Here is an 18386-nt window from a genome sequence, read left to right as displayed (position 1 = left end):
GGGATAAAACAATGAAGAAAAAGAATTTTTTATTATTTTTTCTCGATAATCTCATTTGGTTTATTGATATTGGTCTCATCATAGCCTTTGTGTCAATTCAACCAACGTTGATTATGCCAAAAAATCTTATATCAATGATCTATTCAGTTTCCATGCTCGGATTTTTAGTTTTGGCTCAGGCTATAGTTTTAATTAGTGGCAATTTTGACTTATCCGTTGGGGCGATTGCTGGATTTTCTTCGGTAATTGCAGCTCTTACTTTTGAGAGATGGATCCCCGGTCTCCCTGCTCCTTTATTGATATTAATTATGTTATTTGTTGGAGTAGCTGTAGGTTTTTATAATGGGTTCTTCATCGCAAAGCTAAACATTAACCCTTTTTTGCAAACCTTAGGCACTAACATACTATTCTATGGATTGATGCTCATTTTGGGTGGCGGAACATTATTTACCATCCCTTCTGGAATCATCACACCCGGGGGAGGTATGGTAGGCAAAAGCTTTGTACCAATTGCAGTGCCCTTTTTAATCATCATAGCAATTTTAGTTCATTATTTATTATCGCTTACCCCATTAGGGAGAAAAATTTACGCAGTTGGAAGTAACAAGGAAGCATCTCGTGCTTGTGGTATCAACGTGGAAAAAACCATAATGAGCGTTTTCATTTTAAGTGGATTGCTTTCTTCTATAGGTGGTCTTATTTACACTGGTTATATGAGTTGTGTCACTATGGATATGGCTCAGAATGATTTGTTTTCCTCCTTTGCTGGAGCAATTATTGGTGGAGTTGCTTTAACGGGAGGTCGGGGAAAAATCAGTGGTGTTTTTGGTGGGATTTTATTACTGGGAATTCTTGAAATAGGTTTAACAATTCTCCGTGTTCCTGCTACTTGGAGGCAAGCAATGAATGGTTTGGTTTTAGTTGCTGCTATCTTGATTAATACTTACCAAGCAAAATGGAAAGGGATAGTTCTAGCCCGATAAATAAATAAAAATGAACTGATTTTGTTGAAAGGAGGCGAAAAATCTACCTAATATATAGTTAGCAATTTTAAAGTAACTGCAAAAAAATGAATGGAGGGATTTACGATGAAGAAAGTTAAAGTTTTGAGCATTTTATTAATTAGTTTTCTGATAATTATCAGTTCTTCAGTAGTTTTTGCTAAAAATGCAGATGGCCAATACAAAATTGGAATTATGCCTTTTTCAACAGGGAATGACTGGTTTAATCCATTTACAGCTGGGGGAAAGTGGTTTTTAGAAGCAAAAGGCTGTGAAGTTTTGGTTCAAAATGCTGAATGGGATAGTAAAAAAATGAACACCATACTCGGTGTTTGGGCAGGAGACCCTGAGGTAGATGCAGTGATTGTTGCTCCTGTAGGAGCTGAGCAGGTTTTACCTGGTATTCGGACATTAGAAAAAGCAGGTAAAGTTGTCGTTTTGACCAACAATGAGGCCGGAAAATGCCCTGAAGCAATTTTCTCAGTTTCTTACGATAGCCAAATGGGCCCGGCTGAATCGGCGGTTAAAATTGTACAGATGATTATAGATAAGAATGGATCACCAAAAGGTACAATTATTTTAGGTTTGGGTGATGTAAGAAATTCAGAGCATATACTTCGAGCCGAAGCATTTCGGAGTGTCTTTAAAAAATATCCAGATATCCAGATTCATGAATTTATTTCTGATATGGATGCTGGGTTAGCTGTAACTCGTTGTGGTCAGTTATTAAGAACCCTCCCTGATGTTGATGCGATCGTATCGGTTGGCATGCTTGAGTTCATGGGCATGATTAATGCTCTTAAAAGAGAAAATATGGCAGTTCCAAAAGGTCAAGAAGGCCATATTATTTGTGTAGGTATTGACTCTGCACCTCAAATAATTAACCCAGCCATAAAAGAAGGGATTGTTGATTGGGCAATCGATCAACCGGTTTTGGCCTATAATGCGATAGCTGGATATTATCTTTTAAAGTATTTAGAAAATGGGAAAGACTCTCTCCCTCAACCTGGAACGATTATAAATCCAGCAGATCTTGATGTAAAAACCAAAGTCCCCGTAACCGGTGTTGATGCTGTTGTCCCATCCGATAGCTGGGCACCAATTGAAGTTATTGATAAAACTGAAGAAAACGGTCATATCTGGCTAAAAACCAATTACACCATAGTTGATGATACCAATGTTGATGACCCTTCAATTTGGTCAAATATTATTAAAGGCATTAAAGACTGGGGCTTCTAAATAAACTGCTGTTTCCCTCATAGGAATGATAAAAGCCTGTGAGGGAAACAAGGATTGTTTATTTAAAAAGAGAGACAGGGGGTCAAGTGAATTATGTTGAAGCAAAGGTTTATAGATAAAGTAGTAATTATAACTGGGGGCGGTACCGGAATAGGGAAAGCCTGTGCGATGTGCTTTGCTCAAGAAGGAGCAAAGGTGGTCATTGCCGGCCGAAGAGAGAAACCACTGGTAGAAACTGTTAAAGAAATTCAGAAAAATGGTGGAACTGCAGATTTTATCATTACAGATGTTAGTAAATCCTTTGAAGTAAACCAACTTGTTGATAAAACGGTTGAAAAATTTGGAGTTCTTGATGTGTTTGTAGCAAATGCATCAATAAATAAACCAGCGCCAATTTTAGAAACAACTGATGAAGATATTAACAGATTGGTTGATATTAATATAAAAGGAAATTATTACCAATTGAGAAAGTCATTAGAGCAAATGAGCAAGCAGAAACACGGGAATATTGTAGCTATGTCTTCAATGTCTGGATTATTAGGTCATCCAAATATGAGTTTATATTGTTCAACTAAGGCAGCAATATGCAATATGGTTCGTTCTTTAGCTTTAGAGTACGCTGAAAAGAATATTCGTATCAACGCTGTATGTCCAGGAACAATTGAAACTCCAATGGTTTTTGACTTTGCTGCAACAACTGTTGATCCTAAAAAAACCGTTCAGGCTTTTACTGAATCAGAACCAATTAAAAGGCTCGGAACTCCAGAAGAAACAGCTAATGTGGTTTTATTTTTAGCCTCTGAAGAAGCATCTTTTGTAACCGGAGCGATGTATACGGTTGATGGTGGATTTACCGCTGGAAAAGCCTAGAAAGAAGGGAATAAGTTGGATTTAAGAAGTCTTCAAGTAAAATCTGGACCAGAAAGAGCTTGGCATCGAGCTCTTCTTAAATCGATGGGGTATATTGATGAAGAGTTAGAAAGGCCATGGATTGGTATAGCAAATGCTCAAAACGAAGTTTTGCCAGGTCATTATCACCTTAAAATGATTGCTGATGCGGTAAAAGCTGGTGTGAGGATGGCCGGAGGAACACCTTTTGAGTTTAATACTGTAGGTGTTTGTGATGGAATTGCTATGGCTCATGAAGGAATGAAATATCCTTTACCCAGTCGTGAGCATATTGCCGATGCTGTAGAAATAATGGCCAATGGTCATCGATTCGATGCATTAGTTTTAATTACCAATTGTGACAAAATCATTCCAGGAATGTTAATAGCAGCGGCTCGATTAAACATACCGGCGATTATGATTAGTGGTGGGCCAATGTTGGCAGGGAAATATCAGGGTCAGGATATTGATATCAGTTCAGTTGGTGAAGTACAGGGAAAACATGCTGTTGGTAGTGTAGATGAAGATACATTAAAAATGTACGAAGAAAAGGGTTGCCCTACAGTAGGTTCGTGTGCCGGAATGTTTACTGCAAATACCATGAATTGTTTGTCAGAAGCTTTAGGAATTGCTTTACCAGGTAACGGGACAATTCCAGCGGTTTATGCTGAGCGATATCGATTGGCTAAATACGCAGGTATACATATCATGTCTTTATTGAAAAAAAATATAAAGCCCCGAGATATCCTCACTAAAAAAGCTTTTATGAATGCTATTGCAGTTGACATGGCATTAGGAGGCTCAACGAATACTGTCTTGCATTTGCCGGCCATTGCTTATGAAGCCGGAGTTGATTTAAGTATAGATGAATTTGATGAAATAAGTGAAAAAACACCCCACCTTTGTAATATGAGTCCTGCTGGCCCATCCCATTTACAAGATTTATATGAAGCCGGTGGAGTTCAGGCTGTTATGAAAGAACTAAGTAGGCTAAATTTAATCAATGGAGAGCTAATGACTGTAAATGGGAATTCAATTTTTGAAAATATCAATAAATACCGAATTTTAAATCCTCAAACTATTCGAAACATAGAAAACCCTTATCACCATAAAGGCGGTATTGCAATTTTAAGGGGTAATCTTGCTCCTGATGGTGCTGTAGTAAAAAGGACAGCAGTTTCTCAAAAGATGTGGAAGTTTGAAGGAACTGCCAGGGTATTTGATTCTGAAGAAGAAGCAGAAAAGGCGATTTTTCAAAAGGAAATCAAGGAAGGAAATATTGTCGTAATTCGTTACGAAGGTCCTAAGGGTGGTCCAGGAATGCGTGAGATGCATATTGCCATGTCGGCTCTGGTTGGAATGGGTTTAGATGAAAAGGTTGCAATGATAACCGATGGCCGTTTTTCGGGTGCAACACGTGGTCCAGCCATTGGTCATGTTTCACCAGAAGCCATGGACGGAGGAACTATAGCGTTGTTACAAGATGGAGATCCAATTGAAATTGATATAGAAGGTAAGACAATTAACGTATTAATACCAGAAGCTGTAATGAAAGAAAGGAAAAAATCTTGGGTTAAGCCAAAACCTAAGGTGAGCAGTGGATATTTGAATGTATATTCAAAGTTAGCTAGTTCAGCAATGAGCGGTGCGGTTTTCAAAAGATAATACTTTAAAACATTCTTTGAATAGAAAAATCTAAAATTTTGAGGAGATAAAGAATGGACTCGACAAAAAGAGAAAGATGCATTCAAAAAGCAAGAGAATTAGCTGTTGAATATCAGGGTACCCTGGTTGGTTGTGGTCATTGTTCTTTTGCGGCTGCCTTAGATGCCCTGCGTATGGAAGGAATCGAATTAGTTCCAGAAGAAATAGAGGAAGAACTTTTTAAAGGAGTATTGGGTTTAACTGGAGGCATTGGAAATCTTGGCGTTGGAACCTGTGGGGCTGTTTCAGGTGCAAGTTTTGCAATCAGCTTGGCTTGTAATATCGGACCGAAAGAACTTGCTCCAAATAAAGCCCTTCGATGGATTCCATATTATTATGTAAAAGAAGGTTTATTAAAGCCTTGGATGGAAAAATATGGCGGAATAACCTGCCGCGAGACCCAGTTAAAGATATTTGGTATTGCGATAAATTCTCGAATGCCCGCCAATAATAAAGCATTATTTGAAGAGGCGCAGCGTCTTAAATGCCGTAATGCTTCTCGATGTACAATAGCTAATGCTGCAGCGCTGGCAACCCAAACCATTTTGGATATTATTGAAAATCCTAAAGAATTAAAATGGATAGGCATTGATGAAGAAACAACCATAGCGAATCTGCTAGATATGATTGAACATCCTGATGATCCAAAATGGAAAAATGCTTAATAGTGTGCTCCTTAATAAATTGAAGAAAAAAACCGAGGAGGATTAACTGAGATGATTTCTGATGAAGTAAAAAGAAATTGTGTTCAAAAGACGCGTGAAATAACCGCTAAATATGTTCAAACCTATTGGGGATGCGCTCAATCATCTTTTATGGGGATAGTTGATGGTTTGAAATCTGTTGGCATAGAAATCATGACCCCTGAAGTTCAAGAAGCTGCTTTTAAGGGATTGGTAGGCCTATCTGGTGGAACGGGTAACATTGGATGGGGTAATTGTGGTGCTATTGCTGGAGCAGCTTTTGCAATAAGCTATGTGTCTGACGTTGGTCGAGAAAAACAGTTGGAAGACAAAGAGAATCGTCGGATTGCCTTTGATAATGCGGCTCTCACCATAGGGCAAAGATTCCTTGATGAATTCGGAGGCGTTCGTTGCCGAGACGTAACTTGGAAACGGTGGGGCAAATGGTATGATTCATGGAACCCTCGCGCCAAAGCTTTGTTTGCAAAAGAAGAAAGAGAAAGAGGCTGCCTATCAGCTGATATATGTACTATTGCTTTGGCAGCTGGTTGGGCAGTGGAGTACATTATTGATATTCTAAATAACCCCCGAACTTTAGAGCAAGCAAAAAAAGATTTTGAAGAAGGTTTAAAACAATCAACAACGAAATGTTCCCTTAAATAAAACAAAAATAGAATATCGAATGAGGAGCAATTCAATTCATTGCATTGGAACAAAACCTCTTTAATTGATGCGCTCCTCATCCTATGTTTAATGTTTCAATTTATCTTTTATCAATATTTTAGATAATAATAAATTATAGATGATGCTCAGACAAACTTTACTTTTTTAAAATTATACCCTTAGGACTCCTTTAGAATTAGGTTTTTCTCGCAAAAATCCTCAAACAATGATCAAAAGCACTATTTGAATATTATTCCATTAGTTAATTAAAAAAACAAAAATCCTCTTGACAACTGTGTAGTAAATATCCTATATTTTACACGTGTAGTTTACACGTGTAAAATATAGGATAAAAAACTTCGACCTAACAATTCGACATGTTTTCTCTTATCAGGAAATACAATTTTAAGGGGGTGAAATTCAATTTTTAAAGTAAACCTATATCAACAGGTTAATTTTTTTTAAGTTGTAAATTTTAAGGAGTTATAAAAAGGAGGATGGAAAAGTGAAGAAATTTGGAGGTTTAGTTCTATTCATATTCGGAATATTGTTAATTTGTCAAGTATCGGCTGCGGATGAATCAAATTGGGGAAACATTGATTGGATGCAATTCAAAGGAACCCAACTCAATGTTTTGGCTACATCAATGCCGGTCTCAGAAGTTTATAAAAGTAAAATTGCTGAGTTTGAAGAACTTACTGGAATAAAAGTAAATTTCGAATTATTAAACGATGTTGACCGCAAGAAAAAACAATTAGTCGATTATGCTTCTGGTATGGGTGAGTATGATGTCGCCAATGTTGGATTCTCCAACCGAGAAGAATTCGCCCAACCTGGTTATATGGAATCGCTCCAACCTTACTTAGACAACCCCAAACTGACGGATAAAGACTGGTATAAAATTGACGATTATCCCAAAGACGTTTTGGCAGGGGGAATATCCGGGGACAAACTGGTGATGATTCCCTTCACCGCAGAATACTTTTTACTTTGGTATCGGAAAGATATTTTTAGTCTGTTAAATCTAACTCCCCCTAAGACACCGACCGAACTAAAAGATATTGCTGCGAAGCTTGAGGCAGCACGAAAAGATGGGAAAATAGAAGAATTTGCATTTATTGAACGGACTATGTCCGGAGCCAGTGAAGGAGGGTGGAATCTCTTTTGTACGGCTCATCGATTGGGATTCGATTTTGTTGATTTTAAGGACATGGTTTCCTATACCAATACACCCATGGGTATCGAAATTATGAGTTTTTATACCGAGTTATGTAAACAATATGGACCACCCGGTTCAGCCAATTGGACCTGGACTGATATTGGAGCCGCCGCCGCTCAAGGGAAACTTGCAATGGTTGTAGGAGGAAATGCGTCTTATGCTTACCTTGAAGACAAAAATACTTCAAAGGTTGCCGGGAAAATGGGTTATGTCCCTCCACCAATGGAAAATGGAAAAGATCCTTTATGGATTTGGGGATGGGCAATTAATGCCAAATCAAAAAATAAAGAGGCGGCTTGGCTTTTGGTACAATGGTTAACTTCCCCGAATTTAATTACTGAAATGGCACCACTTTATGGGTGTCCGGCGCGAAAATCAGTTTATTTACTTCCTGAATATATCGAAGCGATGCCGAGCCAGGAATTCATCGACTCCCAGCTTTGGATGATGGAAAATGGTATTGATCCTGATACTCAATTTCTACTCACCCCTATGTATGGAGAGGTTGCCGATTTAGTTTCTAAGGAAATGAATGCAGTTGTTGCTGGTATCAAAACCGTAGAACAAGCCTGTCAAGATGCTGAAGCGGCCTTAGTAAAGATTGGATTTAAAACATCAGTACAATAAATCATTTAACCCTCCATGGTTTCAAGCCATGGAGGGTTATCTAATCTTATGAGAATACAGCGGACAACTCAAGAAGATCGTCGTTTTATTATATGGTCAATTCTTCCATCACTCTTTGCCGTAGTGCTAGTCGGGGGAGTGCCAGTTCTCTATACCTTTATCCTTTCTTTAAAGGATTACCAGCTTATCAAGCCACCTGGTGTTTATATTGGTTTAGAGAATTATAGCGATCTCTTAATGAACAATCCACGATTTATCCATGCACTCCTTTTTACTATTCTTTTTGCAGTGGGAGCAGTAACGATCGAAATCGTGATAGGTTTTTTAGTGGCTTCTGTTTTAGCCGATGAAGAAGTAACTACAAGATATTCATCTTTTATTCGGACTCTCATCTTAATCCCTTTTGTTGTAGCCCCGGTAGTGGTTTCCTATACTTATAAAACCCTCATTTACGATGTAACATTTGGATATTTGAACTATTTTTTACAATTGGTTCATCTTCCGGTTTTTGATCTCAGTCAGGGAATATATAATGCTCCAATAGGTATTTTGGTCATGGAAGTAATCTTAAGAACTCCATTTGTAACTCTCATATTGTTTGCCGGGATTTCCTCAATTGATGCTTCAATATTTGATGCTGGGGCAATTGATGGAGTTTCGTGGTGGAAAAGAATGTATCTTTTAACCCTTCCCATTATTAAACCAATCATCGTCGTCGCTTTTGCTTTTCGGTTCATGGATGCTCTGAAAATGTTCGATGAGATATATGTGATAACTGGTGGTGGACCAGGGTATATTACTGAAAATGCTTCAATTTTTGCTGTTCGATATGGATTTGAATATTTTCGAATGGGTTATGCTGCTGCTTCAGCCTTCATTTTTTTAATTGTTGTCTTAGTGCTGATAATGAGTTTTTTAAAGTGGTCAAAGTTCGAGGAGGGAATGGCCTAATGAAGGTTCGTCAAGCAAGAAGTCTCCGTCGTTTTCTAAAATATCTTTTTTTGGCAGTGGTTGCTTTTATCGGACTTATACCTTTTATCCTCATCGTATTAACATCTATCAAGACCACTGTCGATGCTCTGGCAATGCCACCAAAATGGTTCTTTACTCCCACCCTTCAAAACTATCAAAAATTGATTACTAGTATTGATTTTCTCAAATCAATAAAAAATAGTCTCATAATTGGAGTGGGAGCTACTATAGCTGCAACCGGATTAGGGATTACAACTTCCTACACATTAACCCGGTTTCATTTTAAGGGCGATAAGGCTTTTTCATATTTTATATTAGCTTTGCGAATTGTTCCTCCTATTACTTTTGTTATTCCTTATTTTTTAATTTGGCGATCTTTAAAATTAGCTGATACTTATTTTTCAATGATTACCATGTATGTGACATTAGTCCTTCCTCTCCTGATTTGGATGATTCGTAGTTTTTTTGCTGAAATTCCTTACGAGATCGAAGAAGCAGCAATGGTAGATGGATGTACACGATGGCAAACTCTTAGATATGTTTTAATACCAACGGTTATACCAGGTATAATGGCTTCAGCTACTCTCTCTTTCATCTTTGTTTGGAATGAATTTATGTTTGCCTTGCTTAACACTGGTCGAAACACACGAACACTTCCTATTGAGATTTATAATTCTCTTGGATATTATCAGTTAGACTGGGCAAAATTATCGAGTTCTGCGGTTATTGCCATCATCCCAGTGATCATTATAATTGCCCTAACCCAAAAATATATTATCCGTGGTTTAACCATGGGGGCGGTGAAGGGGTGAAAAGCTACTGATGAAAGACCTTCTTATCGGTATTGATATTGGAACCAGTAGTGGAAAAGCGTGTATTATCGATCAATCAGGTCAGATGGTAGACTCGGTAAGCATTGAATATTCCTCTTTTTCTTCTCAACCCGACTGGGTGGAACAGAATCCAGATAACTGGTATCAAGCGTTCATTGCTTTAATGCAGAAAATGAAAATAAACGGATCTTTTCAAAAAGATAGGCTAGCTGCTATATCAATTGCCGGTCAGATGCGTGGCTTAACCCTGATTGGATTCAATTATCAACCGGTTCGTCCCTCAATATTATGGAATGATAGACGATGCAGAGAGGAAGTAGCCTATATACTATCAACCAACCAAGCAATGGTGGAATTGATAACTGGAAATCCAATAAACACGATGTGCACTCTCCCGAAGCTGCTTTGGGTTCAAAAACATGAACCGGAAATACTTAAATCAACCAAAGCACTGATATTTCCAAAAGATTATATAAATTTTCGTTTGACTAACCGCACTTGTACCGACCGAAGTGATGCTTCGGGATCATCCTTTTACGACATTCAAAAACAAGAGTGGTCTGAAGAAATACTCAATTTTTATCATCTTCCCATCCAGTTATGTCCCGAGATTGTTCCATCTACTAGGTTATTAGGAACGGTGAGTTCCAAAGCATCTATAGATACTGGTCTTCCTAAGGATTTACCAGTTGTTATGGGAGGTAGTGACTCAACCATCGAAACCTTAGCGATTGGTTTATATAATGACAAACAATGTAAAATACGACTCGGTACTTCTGGCGCCTTATCAACTATAGTTGATCACCTTACTGGTTCACACCAGTATTATTGTTGGTCGTACCTTATGCCCAACCGATGGATGATCGATCTCAATACCCGTTCTTGCGCTCAGTCAGTTCAATGGGGCAAGGATCTTTTTTTCCAGCAAAACCCTGCTGATTATTCGTCAATTTACCAAATTATGATGGATGAAGCAAAAATATCTCCAGTTGGTTCAAAGGGGTTGATCTTTCATCCTTATTTATTAGGAGAAGATGCACCTTATTGGGATTCAAGGTTGCAAGGAAATCTTTTTGGTCTCAATGTTTCTCATCAACGATCAGATATAATTCGGGCTATTTATGAGGGAACAGCCTATGCACTGATGGATGCTTTTTCAGTTTTTGGGGAAATTACCCAGGGTTTTCAAGAATATATTTTCGTTGGAGGAGGAGTAAAAAATCATTTATGGCTTTCAATAGTAGTTGATGTATTTGGAGTGAAAGGATTGATTCCAACCCATACCGATGCTGCTTTTGGAGCTGCGATGGTTGCTGGAATTGGATCGGGGATTTTCTCTTCTCTCGAAGAAGCCATAGGAAAGTGTGTTCGTATTGAAAAAACCATTGATTTTTCACCAGAGATACACAATTCTTATAAGTATTTTTACAAAAAGTACAAAAAAATCACTCAATTGATTCGATATGTCTCACAAATGGATGAAGAAAAAGGAGGGGATAAGAGTGGAAAAAATGGGTGAACCATTCCGTTTGGGGGTTATCGGATGTGGTATATTTGCTGAGGCGAATATTTTTCCAAGTCTTTCAACTCATTTTTTTGATGATGTTCAAAGGGTTGCTGTTTGCGATCTCCGTTTGAAAAGAGCTGAACGTTTGGCTTCGAAATATGGTTGGAAGAATATCTACACAGATTTTCAAGAAATGATTGGTCAAGAAAACTTAAATGGATGTGTCATTTGTTTAGGGTCAAAGATCCATCCCTTAGTCGTACCCAAGGTGTTACGGATGGGAGTTCCAGTTTTTTTGGAAAAGGCGATTGCCATCGATTTGGAAGGAACCTATCAAATTGCCGAAGCCGCTAAAGAGAGTGGGTGTATTGTTCAGGTTGATCATCAGAAAAGGCACAGCTCAGCATACAAGCTAGCTAAGAAACATGTTGAAAATGTTGAAAATTTTGGAAACATTGTTCAAATCGAGACCAAGCAACACGGATTTCCAGTTTTTCCTACTTTTTTTACCTGTATGTTGGAGTGGCAAAGCCACAATCTTGACCTTATTCAATATTTTGGTGGTCCAATCCAGAAAATCGAATCATGGTCGCACAGAATAAATGAAAGACATGGAGCCCTTACGATTATGGTCGGTTTTAATAGTGGTGCACTTGGTATTGTTGGGTGGGGAACTTTTGGCGGCCCAGGTCAATTTTCAGAACGGATGGAAATCCTTGGCGACCAGGGGAAAAGTGTTATTGTTAACAATGCTCGGGAAGTAACTCTCTGTAATGTTGAAACTGGTGAAACCTGGGCACCAGATTGGAATCCGATTAGTCCCAATCAAAGTCATGTTTTGAATGGATATATTGGTGGCTTAAGACATTTCATCGATTGTGTAAAATTTGGGAAGAAACCCAATCCTTCTATTGAAGAAGAAGTCGAAACTATGGAGTGGATGTTTACCATAGCTAAGAAAGCTGGGATACCAACTGACTGGGAATTTATATCGAGCGCTTTATAAAATATCAGGAGCCTGAATCATGAAAAAAAGTGGATGTTTAGAAAAAAATCAATGGTATGAATTGGAAAAAATAGTTGGTTCAGAATATGTGATAACCGATCAATCAGAAAAAGATGTACAGTCTATCGATGTTTGGTGGATGACTCGTTATTGCTTTTTCCAACAAAATAATTTTCCCCAGCCCTCGGTGATTGTCTTTCCAGAAAACACTGAACAAGTCAAGAAGATAGTTCAATTTTGTCTAATAAATAAAATTCCTTATCTGGCTCGAGGTGGGGGAGCAGGAGATGGGGGTGGATCAATACCTCTGTATGGAGGATTAGTGATCGATTTAAAACGAATGGATAAAATTATCGAACTTAATGAACGCTCCATGACTGTACGGGTTCAAACTGGAATTCTACAGAAACATTTAGAAGAGTTTCTTAATCGCAAAGGGTATACTATGAATCATTTCCCAGCTTCATTTAATACTTCTACCTTAGGCGGTTTTATTAGTACCAATGGGACTGGTGTTCTTTCCTCAAAATATGGAAAGATGAGTGATATGGTTCATCAATTAGAAGTAGTCCTTCCCAATGGAAATTTATTTAAAAGCTTACCAGTACGTTTACACTCTACTGGCCCCGATTATTCAAGACTTTTTTTTGGAGCCGAAGGAACTTTAGGAATCATAACCGAAGCCCTCTGTAAAATCTATTATCTTCCTGAGAAACGATCTTTCCGGGCTTTTCTTCTCTCCAACCTGCAGAAGGGGATCGAAGCCGGAAGACAAATTATGGTTAAAGGACTTAATCCATGTCTGTTGCGTTTATACGATGAATACGATACCAGGCATATTCTTCAAAAACAGTATGGTTTAGAAAAAGAAGGATGTGTCCTCATTATTGGATTTGATGGAATGAAAAAAATTGTTGAAGCTCAAGAGGAAGTCTCTTATTTAATACTTGAACAAAATGAAGGAGAAGATTTAGGAGAAAAGTTAGCAATAAACTGGTGGAATAACCGTTATCGTTCTTATTATCCTCCCTTAGACTATATTTGCGAACCTTGGATGACAGCCGTCATGGATACCGTTGCCCCTTATGAAAAAATTGAAACTATTTATTGGGAGATGAAAAAAGGAGTTGAAGAAGGGTTCAAGCCATGGAATGCGATCTTCCACGCTCATTTTTCCCATTGGTATGATTGGGGAACCAGTTTTTATCCGACCTTTCTTTTGAAAGATTTTCCCAGCAATCCTCATAAGGCAATTCGTCTTTATAACCAAATTTTAGATATTTGTGTACAAGCATCCATTCAAAATGGTGGAGTGGTGAATGAACATCATGGAATTGGCATGCGGTTCAGCCGGTTTATGCAAGATGTTTCAGAAGAAAATTATAATTTTTCTCAAATTATTAAAAAAGCTTTAGATCCTGAATCTTTACTCAATCCGGGAAAATTAGGTTTAGGAGAATAACAAATGGGTATAGATCATGTAAGAGAAGTTATTAAAAATTGCCGTTTTTGTTTCATGTGTCGACATGCTTGTCCAACTTTTTTGGCAACCAAGCTCGATTCTCATACTCCTCGTGGCTATGCTTTGATGCTTTCTGAAATATCAGATGGGATTCGAGACTGGACAGATGACTTTGTAAAGAAATTCTATCAATGTTCACAGTGTGGATTATGTCGAGAAGATTGTGAATTTCACTGGCCGGAAGATGAATTAGTTCGCCATGCACGTGAAGACATAGTTGAAAAAAACCGAGAACCTCAAAAAGTGAAAAATGTTCTTCAATCAATTCAAGTGACTGGATCGCCCTTCGGAAATGATTCGGATAATAAATTGAATTCTCGGCCAGAAAATCAACATCATCCTGAAATTGTTTATTTTCCTGGATGTTCAACCCGTTATTATCATCCTGAGATTATAAGTGCAACTGAGAATATGCTTGAACACTGCAGAGTCAGTTGGATGCGAATGGAGAATGAGGAATGTTGTGGGATGCCGCTTTATGATTTGGGTTATACTCAGGAAGCAAAGCAACAAGCCAAAAAAACCTATGACAAGTTAGTGGAGATTCATCCGAGGATAATTCTCACCGGATGCCCACACTGTCTTCGCAATTTCCGTGAAATTTACCCCAATTGGCAGTTATCTTTTCCAAAAGATATACAAATTCTTCACGTTTCACAATTTCTACAAGAAAAAATTTTAGACCGTAGCTTGATTTTTCATCATAAAGTATCTTTAAAATCAGTAAGTTATCATGATCCCTGTCAGCTCGGAAGGAAATTAGGAATTTTTGATGCACCTCGTTTCGTTGTTCGAGACATTGTTGGTCAAGCGCCCACTGAACTTTTCCATTCCCGAGAAAAAGCAGAATGTTGTGGTGCTGGTTCAATTCAGTTTTTTATCGATTCAGAACTTTCTCAAAAAATAGTAAAAGTTAGAATGAACAGTGTTTTAGAAGAAAAATCACAGGTTTTAATTACTGCTTGCCAAAATTGTAAAACGGTATTTCAGTCTTTTATAGAAAAAGATTTTCCCTCAATGCAGGTTATGGATATTGTAGAGTTAGCTAATTTAGAATTTGAAGGAGGAGAATAACAATGGATAAAGCTTGTCAGGCTTATATTCCTCAAGCCCATCAACTTCAATTTCGAGAAATCAATAGGCCGGTCATAGCTCCTGGGAAAGTCGTTGTTAAAATAGTTCGCATAGGAATTTGCGGTTCGGATATTCACGCATTTAAAGGGAAACACCCTCTGGTTTCTTTCCCTTTGATACAAGGGCATGAATTAAGTGGATTTATTGTTGAAGTAGGCGAGGGAGTAAATGATTATAAAATAGGAGACTTCGTTACCATTGAACCGGCAATAGGTTGTGGCAAGTGTCCAAAATGTCAACAAGGGTTGATTGCTCAATGTGATCAATTACAATTTATTGGCGGAAATCTCCCTGGAGGTGGGAACCAGTATCTACGGGTGGATCCAGATTATATAGTTCGGTATAGTTCTGAGGTGAGTTTAGATGATGCAGCCATGACTGAACCATTAGCAGTGGCAATTCATACTGTAAATAGAGTTCCAAATATCAAAGATCAAAAAGTTTTTATTGCTGGAGGAGGTACAATAGGCTTATTAATTGCCCAAGTATGTCGGTTACGAGGAGCAAAAGAGATTATTATTTCCGAAATGTTACCATTTCGAAGTCAAGTGGCTTCTATTTTAGGATTTAAAATTATATTTCCTGATGATCGACTTGAAAATCAAGTGAAGGATATTATGAAGTCCTCACCATCAGTGGCTTTTGAATGTGTAGGAAAGGAAAATCCTCTCAATACTTGTATTCATTTAGTTGAAAGGGGAGGCTTTGTTATCGTAGCTGGAGTCTATGAAAATCCTCCTCGAGTGGATATGGTATTCGTTCAAGATAAAGAAATCAACATGTTGGGAAGCTTAATGTATTCTTTTCAAGAATTTAAAAAAGCAGCTGAATTAATAATGTTAAAAAAAATCATTCTTAAACCTCTTCAAACTCATCATTTCCCTTTCCAACAATGGGTTGAAGCTTATAGGTTTATCGAAGACCCGAATAATTCTTTTATAAAGGTATTCATTGACATTAATGAAAATGAACTTGGTTTCGATTAGGATGAAAATAACTTACTCGAAAAGTAATTGCATTTTATGATGATAATAATTAAAAAATTAATAAATGAGACAAGAAAATGAAAAATAGACCATCAAGCGAAGATGTTGCTTTGCGGGCAGGAGTCTCTCGAGCGACAGTTTCGGCCTATTTGAATCGAAGTCGTTATGTTTCGCCTGAACTTCAGAGGAGAATAGAACAGGCAATTAAAGAATTAAACTATATACCAGACCCGTTGGCTCGCGCTCTCAAAATGAATGATGCAAAAACTATTGGTTTAATAATTCCAATTGTGAGTAATTTTTATAATCCTATGATTCGAGCCGTGAATGAATGTGCTCACCAAAAGTCCTTTAGTTTTTTATTAGCTTCCAGCGAAGAAGATTCTAACCGTGAAAAAGAAATATTAAGAGTATTTTTAGCGAAAAGAATCAGTGGAATTTTGGTGGTTCCTTGCTCTTATCAAAATCGTTCTTTTTTACAACAGATTTACCAAAATGGGATTCCGATAGTACAAGTGAATAGAAAAATTGCTGATTTGGATATTGATTCGGTAGTATCAAATAATTTCCAAGCGGCTTATAATGCGACTCGACATCTTATCGATAGAGGGCGAAAAAAGATTGCCTTATTTGGTTATGATCCAGGATCACTGGCAAATTATGAGAAAAAAACCGGATATGATACTGCTCTCAAAGAATATAAACTTCCAAATTTGACCATTCAAATACAGGAACATAATTTCCAAAATTTTAGAGAAAATTTTAAAACATTCATCAATTCTAATAATATTGATGGATTGATTTGTACGACTCAAACCAAAACCAATGTTGCCCTGAGCATTTTGAATGAGAAAAAAATGAGGATTCCTGAAGAGGTTGCAGTAGTTGGTTTTGATGATACTCCCTGGTCATCGCTATTGCAAACTCCCCTAACTGTTATTTCAGAAAATACCCATCAGATGGGCATTATGGCCGCCCAAATGCTACTCGATAGAATCGAAGCGAAAGAAAAAAGACTTCCAGAACATATTGTTCTGGAAGATGAACTGGTCATAAGGGATTCATCATAGAATATATATTAATTTGATTTATATATGGTTCTCGGTTTTAAAGAATTGAATTCAGAAACAAATTTAATTCTTTTTGGTAATTTTATATTAATTAATAGATACACATTTTTACAAAGTGGAACACCTGTTAGGTTAACATTTGGTTTTGCAAAAGAGCCGATTACTTTCAATTATCCAAAAAAGCTGGTATTAATTTAAAATGTTCTTTTCGAGAAGACGTGAGGGTTTTTTGGAAACAGAATGAACTTAGTATAATTGATGAAAATTAAGAATCTTATTTTTTGGTTCTTCATTCCTTCTCTCTGGAATTCAGTTCTTCCAAACCTTCAAAAAATATGTAAACATAATAGTAGAAGAAATGGGTATTGGTAATATTAAATAGGAAAGGAAAGCAATCGATGGATTTGAAAGCAAAAAAAGTATTCCTTATGGATATGGATGGAACGTTTTATTTAGGAAATAGGATTATTCCGGGTTCTTTAGATTTTATTGATCGATTAGAAAAAAACGGAAAATCTTTTTATTTTCTTACCAACAATTCTTCTCGGGATGCAAATTTTTATGCTTCAAAGCTTTCTAAAATGGGTTTGAAAACTATTCATAAATCCCAGATTATTACCTCTGGTGAAATTTGTGCCTGGTATCTACAAAAGATAAAACCAAATGGGAAAGTGTATCTTTTGGGAACCAAAGAATTAGAACGTGATCTGCTCAAGGTTGGTCTTATTAGCGTCAATAATGATCCAGATTTTATTGTGCTCGGTTTTGACAAAACCCTCACCTATCATAAACTGGAAAAAGCTTGTTATTTTATACGGCAAGGGATTCCATTCTTTGCTACTCACCCAGATATTAACTGTCCAACTGAGGATGGTCCTATACCAGACACTGGTTCGATGATCAAAATGTTAGAAGAATCAACCGGGATATCACCTAAAATTTTTGGGAAACCTTATCCTGAAGTTATTGAATATGTAGCGTATCGAACCAAAACCACTCAAAACGAAATCGTTATGATTGGCGATCGTTTGTACACTGATATTGCCATGGGTAAAAAATCAGGTATTACTACAATTTTAGTTTTGACCGGTGAAACCCAAAAAGATGATGTTAAAGAGTCTCCATGGCAACCGGATTATGTCTTTTCTTCCCTTAATGATATTGATTTTAACTGATATTCATATTGTATTGACTGTTGTTTAACAAAGAATATTATGTTATATTAAATTAAAGAGCATTAGGCTTGGAGAATGGGAGAAAGCCTTTCGAGACAATTCTTTATTTGTCTCGAAAGGCTTTTTTGTTTTATTACACTTTCTTAATGTTTACAGT

16 protein-coding genes are annotated in these 18386 nt (G+C 37.2%); all 16 read left to right on the top strand.

Going from position 1 to position 18386, the window contains the following annotated elements:
• Positions 1-11 precede the first annotated feature (11 nt).
• Positions 12-983 (top strand): ABC transporter permease, encoded by a 972-nt coding sequence (locus RT761_RS03455; protein WP_218112692.1) that lies wholly within the window; start codon positions 12-14, stop codon positions 981-983.
• 105 nt (positions 984-1088) lie between these two features.
• Positions 1089-2240 carry a sugar ABC transporter substrate-binding protein gene (locus tag RT761_RS03450; RefSeq protein WP_218112691.1) on the top strand — a complete coding sequence of 384 codons (1152 nt, stop codon included), beginning with the start codon at positions 1089-1091 and terminating at the stop codon, positions 2238-2240.
• A gap of 93 nt (positions 2241-2333) precedes the next feature.
• Positions 2334-3110 (top strand): SDR family NAD(P)-dependent oxidoreductase, encoded by a 777-nt coding sequence (locus RT761_RS03445; RefSeq protein WP_218112690.1) that lies wholly within the window; start codon positions 2334-2336, stop codon positions 3108-3110.
• Between the two features lie 15 nt (positions 3111-3125).
• On the top strand, positions 3126-4793 hold the full coding sequence (ilvD, locus tag RT761_RS03440; protein ID WP_218112689.1) for a dihydroxy-acid dehydratase: 1668 nt from the start codon (positions 3126-3128) through the stop codon (positions 4791-4793).
• Between the two features lie 53 nt (positions 4794-4846).
• Complete coding sequence (locus tag RT761_RS03435) at positions 4847-5497, top strand: C-GCAxxG-C-C family protein (RefSeq protein WP_218112688.1); 651 nt, start codon at positions 4847-4849, stop codon at positions 5495-5497.
• Between the two features lie 51 nt (positions 5498-5548).
• Positions 5549-6178 carry a C-GCAxxG-C-C family (seleno)protein gene (locus RT761_RS03430; protein ID WP_218112687.1) on the top strand — a complete coding sequence of 210 codons (630 nt, stop codon included), beginning with the start codon at positions 5549-5551 and terminating at the stop codon, positions 6176-6178.
• Positions 6179-6683: 505 nt separating this feature from the next.
• Entirely contained in the window at positions 6684-8024 is a 1341-nt protein-coding gene (locus RT761_RS03425; RefSeq protein ID WP_218112686.1) for an ABC transporter substrate-binding protein, read from the top strand.
• Positions 8025-8072: 48 nt separating this feature from the next.
• Entirely contained in the window at positions 8073-8975 is a 903-nt protein-coding gene (locus tag RT761_RS03420) for a carbohydrate ABC transporter permease (RefSeq protein ID WP_218112685.1), read from the top strand.
• Positions 8975-9808, top strand: coding sequence for a carbohydrate ABC transporter permease (locus RT761_RS03415; protein WP_218112684.1), 834 nt, complete (start codon positions 8975-8977; stop codon positions 9806-9808). Before RT761_RS03420 ends, RT761_RS03415 begins: the two co-directional genes overlap by 1 nt.
• A 10-nt stretch (positions 9809-9818) precedes the next feature.
• Entirely contained in the window at positions 9819-11348 is a 1530-nt protein-coding gene (xylB, locus tag RT761_RS03410; protein WP_218112683.1) for a xylulokinase, read from the top strand.
• The gene (locus RT761_RS03405) at positions 11341-12342 is read left to right on the top strand and encodes a Gfo/Idh/MocA family protein (RefSeq protein WP_246465287.1); all 1002 of its coding nucleotides are present in this window, start codon (positions 11341-11343) and stop codon (positions 12340-12342) included. Before xylB ends, RT761_RS03405 begins: the two co-directional genes overlap by 8 nt.
• A gap of 19 nt (positions 12343-12361) precedes the next feature.
• Positions 12362-13804, top strand: a complete 1443-nt coding sequence (locus RT761_RS03400) for an FAD-binding oxidoreductase (RefSeq protein ID WP_218112681.1) — start codon at positions 12362-12364, stop codon at positions 13802-13804.
• A 3-nt stretch (positions 13805-13807) separates the two neighbouring features.
• A complete protein-coding gene (locus RT761_RS03395) occupies positions 13808-14938 on the top strand; it encodes a (Fe-S)-binding protein (protein WP_218112680.1) in 1131 nt (376 codons plus the stop codon).
• A 2-nt stretch (positions 14939-14940) separates the two neighbouring features.
• Positions 14941-15984 carry a zinc-dependent alcohol dehydrogenase gene (locus RT761_RS03390; protein WP_218112679.1) on the top strand — a complete coding sequence of 348 codons (1044 nt, stop codon included), beginning with the start codon at positions 14941-14943 and terminating at the stop codon, positions 15982-15984.
• A gap of 77 nt (positions 15985-16061) precedes the next feature.
• The gene (locus tag RT761_RS03385) at positions 16062-17054 is read left to right on the top strand and encodes a LacI family DNA-binding transcriptional regulator (RefSeq protein WP_218112678.1); all 993 of its coding nucleotides are present in this window, start codon (positions 16062-16064) and stop codon (positions 17052-17054) included.
• A 398-nt stretch (positions 17055-17452) separates the two neighbouring features.
• Positions 17453-18229 (top strand): HAD-IIA family hydrolase, encoded by a 777-nt coding sequence (locus RT761_RS03380; RefSeq protein ID WP_218112677.1) that lies wholly within the window; start codon positions 17453-17455, stop codon positions 18227-18229.
• The last annotated feature ends 157 nt before the right edge of the window (positions 18230-18386 follow it).

It is taken from the genome of Atribacter laminatus (genome assembly GCF_015775515.1).
Classification (GTDB): Bacteria; Atribacterota; Atribacteria; order Atribacterales; family Atribacteraceae; genus Atribacter; species Atribacter laminatus.
The sequence above is the reverse complement of the archived record's forward strand: the minus strand, read 5'-3'. Positions and strand labels throughout refer to the sequence as shown.

Excerpts from the sequence above, each read along its gene's own strand:
- RT761_RS03455 (WP_218112692.1), top strand. The coding sequence starts at position 12 with ATGAAGAAAAAGAATTTTTTATTATTTTTTCTCGATAATCTCATTTGG.
- RT761_RS03450 (WP_218112691.1), top strand. The coding sequence starts at position 1,089 with ATGAAGAAAGTTAAAGTTTTGAGCATTTTATTAATTAGTTTTCTGATA.
- RT761_RS03445 (WP_218112690.1), top strand. The coding sequence starts at position 2,334 with ATGTTGAAGCAAAGGTTTATAGATAAAGTAGTAATTATAACTGGGGGC.
- RT761_RS03435 (WP_218112688.1), top strand. The coding sequence starts at position 4,847 with ATGGACTCGACAAAAAGAGAAAGATGCATTCAAAAAGCAAGAGAATTA.
- RT761_RS03430 (WP_218112687.1), top strand. The coding sequence starts at position 5,549 with ATGATTTCTGATGAAGTAAAAAGAAATTGTGTTCAAAAGACGCGTGAA.
- RT761_RS03420 (WP_218112685.1), top strand. The coding sequence starts at position 8,073 with ATGAGAATACAGCGGACAACTCAAGAAGATCGTCGTTTTATTATATGG.
- RT761_RS03415 (WP_218112684.1), top strand. The coding sequence starts at position 8,975 with ATGAAGGTTCGTCAAGCAAGAAGTCTCCGTCGTTTTCTAAAATATCTT.
- xylB (WP_218112683.1), top strand. The coding sequence starts at position 9,819 with ATGAAAGACCTTCTTATCGGTATTGATATTGGAACCAGTAGTGGAAAA.
- RT761_RS03405 (WP_246465287.1), top strand. The coding sequence starts at position 11,341 with ATGGGTGAACCATTCCGTTTGGGGGTTATCGGATGTGGTATATTTGCT.
- RT761_RS03400 (WP_218112681.1), top strand. The coding sequence starts at position 12,362 with ATGAAAAAAAGTGGATGTTTAGAAAAAAATCAATGGTATGAATTGGAA.
- RT761_RS03395 (WP_218112680.1), top strand. The coding sequence starts at position 13,808 with ATGGGTATAGATCATGTAAGAGAAGTTATTAAAAATTGCCGTTTTTGT.
- RT761_RS03390 (WP_218112679.1), top strand. The coding sequence starts at position 14,941 with ATGGATAAAGCTTGTCAGGCTTATATTCCTCAAGCCCATCAACTTCAA.
- RT761_RS03385 (WP_218112678.1), top strand. The coding sequence starts at position 16,062 with ATGAAAAATAGACCATCAAGCGAAGATGTTGCTTTGCGGGCAGGAGTC.
- RT761_RS03380 (WP_218112677.1), top strand. The coding sequence starts at position 17,453 with ATGGATTTGAAAGCAAAAAAAGTATTCCTTATGGATATGGATGGAACG.